This is a genomic window from Bradyrhizobium sp. (genome assembly GCF_019244115.1).
Taxonomy (GTDB): domain Bacteria; phylum Pseudomonadota; class Alphaproteobacteria; order Rhizobiales; family Xanthobacteraceae; genus Bradyrhizobium.
The window spans coordinates 1-4,497 of the sequence record NZ_JAFATE010000655.1 but is presented as its reverse complement, the minus strand read 5'-3'; the positions used below and the strand labels follow the sequence as shown (position 1 = coordinate 4,497).

Here is a 4,497-nt window from a genome sequence, read left to right as displayed (position 1 = left end):
CCTTCCATTTTGCGGAAAATGCGCGTGGCGCAAGCGGGCTGCCGGGTTGCTGCATGGGGCGCAAGCTTGCCGGGTCATGATGGCTGCGGCATGATCGCCGTCAAGGCTCGACGCAACGACAACAATGTCCGCGGCAAGCGGATGTCGGTCAGGGAGGTTCTCTTGCACAGACCCATTCTTTGCGGCGCGCTCGCCGCATGGCTTGCGCTTGGCGCAACCGCGGCAACGGCGCAAGGCCAGCCGCCGCTGCGGATCGGCGGCATCCTCGACATGTCCTCGCTCTATGCGGACATTACCGGCGCCGGCAGCGAGACCGCCGCGAAAATGGCGGTGGAGGATTTCGGCGGCGAGGTGCTGGGCCGCAAGATCGAGGTGCTCGCGGCCGATCATCTCAACAAGGCGGATCTCGCCGCCAACATCGCCCGCGACATGATCGACAATCAGGGCGTCGAGATGATCTACGACGTCGCGGCCTCGGCAACGGCGCTCGCCGCCGGCGAGATCGCGAAGGCGCGGGGCAAGATCGTCATCTTCAACGGCCCGGGCTCGATCCGGCTCTCCAACGAAGCCTGCGGCCCCTATACCGTGCACTACGTGTTCGACACCTATGCGCAGGCCAATGTGACCGGCCTCGCGGCGGTCCGAAGCGGCCTCGACAGCTGGTTCTTCCTGACGGCGGATTATGCGTTCGGCCAGGACCTGGAGAAGGACACCACCAATGTGGTGGTGAAGAATGGCGGCAAGGTGCTTGGCAGCGTCCGCCATCCGCTCAACACCTCGGACTTCTCCTCCTTCCTGCTGCAGGCGCAGGCTTCGAAAGCCAGGGTGATCGGGCTTGCCAACGCCGGCGGCGACACCATCAACGCGATCAAGCAGGCGGCCGAATTCGGCATCACGAAGGGCGGCCAAAAGCTGTCGCCGCTGCTCGCCTTCGTCACCGACATCGACAGCATCGGGCTCGAAACCGCGCAGGGGCTGCTGCTCGCGGAGGCCTTCTATTGGGACATGAACGACGACACGCGCGCCTTCTCAAAGCGCTTCATGGAACGCATCAAACGCGTGCCGACCTCGGCGCAGGCAGGCGTCTATTCCTCCGTCACGCATTATCTCAAAGCGGTCAAGGCCGCCGGCACCACCGATGCCGCTTCCGTCATGAAGGTGATGAAGGAGACGCCGATCGACGACATGTTCGCGAAGAACGGGCGTATTCGCGAGGACGGCCGCATGGTGCACGACATGTATCTATTCGAGGTCAAGAAACAATCGGAGTCGAAGGGCCGCTGGGACGACTACAAGCTGCTGGCGACCGTACCGGGCAATGAGGCATTCCAGTCGCTCGAGCAGTCGCGCTGCCCGCTGGCGAAGAAATAATCATCGTCATTGCGAGGAGCGAAGCGACGAAGCAATCCAGTTTGTCGGCTCGCGCAGCGCTGGATTGCTTCGCTTTGCTCGCAATGACGGCATCCCATCGAAGTTCCGCGAAGACCAACAACAACGAAAGAAAATCCACATGAGCACGAACGACATGGTCCTGCAGCATCTCGAGGCCGGCCTCCTCACCATCACCATGAACCGTCCCGACCGCCGCAACGCGCTCAATCCCGACATGGTCAGCGGCCTGGTCGAAGCGGCGCGGCGCGCGGCGGAGGATCACGACGTCCGCGCGTTGCTGTTGAAGGGCGCAGGGGGCACCTTTTGCGTCGGCGGCGACGTCAAGGCGATGGCGGAGGGGCGGACGCCGTTGCCGTTCGAGGCCAAGCTCGCGAACCTGCGCCGCGGCATGGAAGTCTCGCGCATCCTGCACCAGATGCCAAAGCCCGTGGTGGCGCAACTCGACGGCGCGGCTGCCGGTGCCGGGCTGTCGATCGCCTTGTCCTGCGATCTGCGCGTCGCCAGCGAGGGCTGCAAGATCACGACGGCGTTCGCCAAAGTCGGCTTTTCCGGCGACTATGGCGGCACTTACTTTTTGACAAAGCTGCTCGGCAGCGCGAAAGCGCGTGAGCTCTATTTGCTGTCTCCGGTGCTTTCGGCGAGCGAGGCGCTCGCGCTCGGCATGGTGACAAAGGTCGTTCCTGACGCCGATATCGATGCGGCTGCGCGCGAACTCGCGCAGTCGCTGGCGCAGGGGCCGTCGGTCGCGCTCGGCTACATCAAGCGCAACATCAACAATGCCGAGGAGTTTTCGCTGGAAGCCTGCTTCGATGGCGAGGCGATCCACCACACCCGTGCCGGCGAGACTGCCGACCACAAGGAAGCGGCCAAGGCCTTTGTCGAGAAGCGCAAGGCTGCGTTCGTGGGGCACTGACGTTATGTCGAGCTACATCCGCTTGCGGCAGATCTGCCTGGTGGCGCCGCAGCTCGAACCCGTCGTCCCCGACATCTGCGGCATCATGGGGCTCAATGTCTGCTATCGCGATGGCAACGTCGCGAAGTACGGACTTGAGAACGCACTGATGCCGGTCGACACCATCCTGCTCGAGGTCGTGGCGCCAACCGAGCCGGGCTCGGCGGCCGGCCGTTTTCTCGACAAGACCGGCGGCCATGGCGGCTACATGGCGATTTTTTGCTGTGACGATCCGGACGCGCGCGGCACGCACGCCAACGCGATGGGCGTGCGCACGGCGAACGTCATCGATCATCCGCCGTATCATGGCGTGCAGCTGCATCCGCGCGACTGCCGCGCCGCTTTCATCGAGTTCAACCATACGGACGGCAGCGACGACATTCTTGGTGCCTATCCGCCGGCCGGACCGGATTGGCAGCAATCGGTCCGCAAGGACATGACGGAGGCACTGACCGGGGTCGAGATGCAGAGCCCGGATCCGGCGGGACTTGCCCGGCATTGGGGACGGATCATCGGCGTTGCCGTCAGCAAAAACGCGGCGGGCGAGCCGGAGCTGAAATTGCCCAATGCCAGCTTCCGTTTTGTGCCCGGCGAAAGCGAGATCATGAGTGCACTGACATTTCGTGTCGTCGATGCTGCGAGAATCTGCGATGCCGCGCGTGCCAATGGATATGGTGTTTCTGACGATGCGTTCTGTTTGGGCGGCGTCATGTTTCGCATTGCAGCCTCCGCATAGAACCGTAGCGTGGGCAAAAGGCGCGTTGGGGGCGTGCCCACCACATATCCGCAAGCGTCATGCTTGATGGTGGGCCCGCTTCGCTTTGCCCACCCTACAGGTCAAAGTATGCGGCAAGAGTCGCGACAGCAAAAACAAGAGGGTCATACGCATGCCGCATCCGCTCCACAGCTTTTTCGCGCCGCAAAGCATCGCACTGATCGGCGCCTCGCGCGACCACGAGAAGATCCCGGGCCGGCTGCTCGCCATGCTGCGCAAGAACGAATACCCGGGCCGGCTCTATCTCATTAATCCCAACTATGCTGAAATCGATGGGCTCGCCTGCTACAAGTCGATTGCCGACGTTGGCGCAGCCGTCGATCTCGCCATCATCGTGATTCCGGCTCGCGCCGTGCTTGCGGCGTTGGAGCAGTGCGGCGCAGCCGGCGTCAAGAACGCCGTGATCATCTCCTCGGGCTTTGCCGAGGAGGGTGGCGAGAGCGCCGCGATGCAGGACGCCATCGCAGCACTCGCGAAGCGAACGGGGATGCGGATTTCCGGACCGAATGCCGAGGGCTTTTACAGCCAGGTGCAGCGCGTCGCCGCAACCTTCAGTCCGGCCGTCGATGTGAAGGCTGACGTTGCGCCGCTGGTCGCGACCACGCGGCGGATCGGCATTGTCGCGCAGAGCGGCGGCATCGGCTTTGCGATCTTCAATCGCGCCAGGACGCTCGGCATCGCACCCAGCTATGTCGTGAGCGCCGGCAACGAAAGCGATCTCGGCGCCGGCGAGTTCTTCGAGTACATGGTGCAGGACGCCGCGACCGACGTGATTCTGCTGTTCATCGAGGGCATCCGCGACGTCGACAGATTTCTCGCCGCCGCCGGCCGCGCCGCCGAGCTCAGAAAGCCGGTTATCGTGATCAAGGTCGGCCGCTCGCAGGCCGGCGGGCGCGCCGCGGCGTCGCATACCGCCAGCATGGCCGGCTGGTCCGCGGCCTACGATGCGGTGTTCGCCAAATATGGCTTCATCGTCTCCAATGATCTCGATGAGGCCGTGACGACAGCGGCCGTGCTCGCGACCAATCCATTGCCGGCGGGCGACCGTGTCGCCGTGCTCACCGTGTCCGGCGGGGCCGGCATCTGGGGCGCGGACAGCGTGTCGGTGCAGGGTCTGCAGGTGCCGGAACTGTCCCCGGCGATCCAGGCCGTAATCATGGAGCTCTTGCCGTCCTACGGCACGGCGAAGAACCCGATCGACGTCACCGCGCAGGGCGTCAATTCGGGCGGGCTGCAGCGGAGCATCGACCTGCTCGCCGCTTCCGATGAGGTCGACGCCATTCTCGTGGTGCTGTCGCTGTCGAGCGATGTGCGGATGCCGTTCAAGGAGATCGAGCTGAAGCCGCTGATCGCGGCGCAGAAGAAGCCCGTCCTGTTC

Annotated in this window: 4 protein-coding genes; all 4 read left to right on the top strand. The window is 64.0% G+C overall.

The window, feature by feature from the left end:
- The first annotated feature begins 141 nt into the window (after positions 1-141).
- Entirely contained in the window at positions 142-1,371 is a 1,230-nt protein-coding gene (locus JOZ76_RS28555; protein WP_291704396.1) for an ABC transporter substrate-binding protein, read from the top strand.
- A 139-nt stretch (positions 1,372-1,510) separates the two neighbouring features.
- A complete protein-coding gene (locus tag JOZ76_RS28550) occupies positions 1,511-2,305 on the top strand; it encodes an enoyl-CoA hydratase (RefSeq protein ID WP_291704394.1) in 795 nt (264 codons plus the stop codon).
- A 4-nt stretch (positions 2,306-2,309) separates the two neighbouring features.
- Positions 2,310-3,080: a hypothetical protein gene (locus JOZ76_RS28545; protein WP_291704392.1), complete on the top strand. Its 771-nt coding sequence runs from the start codon at positions 2,310-2,312 to the stop codon at positions 3,078-3,080.
- Between the two features lie 151 nt (positions 3,081-3,231).
- A partial coding sequence (locus tag JOZ76_RS28540; protein WP_291704390.1) for an acetate--CoA ligase family protein occupies positions 3,232-4,497 on the top strand: 1,266 nt, incomplete at its 3' end.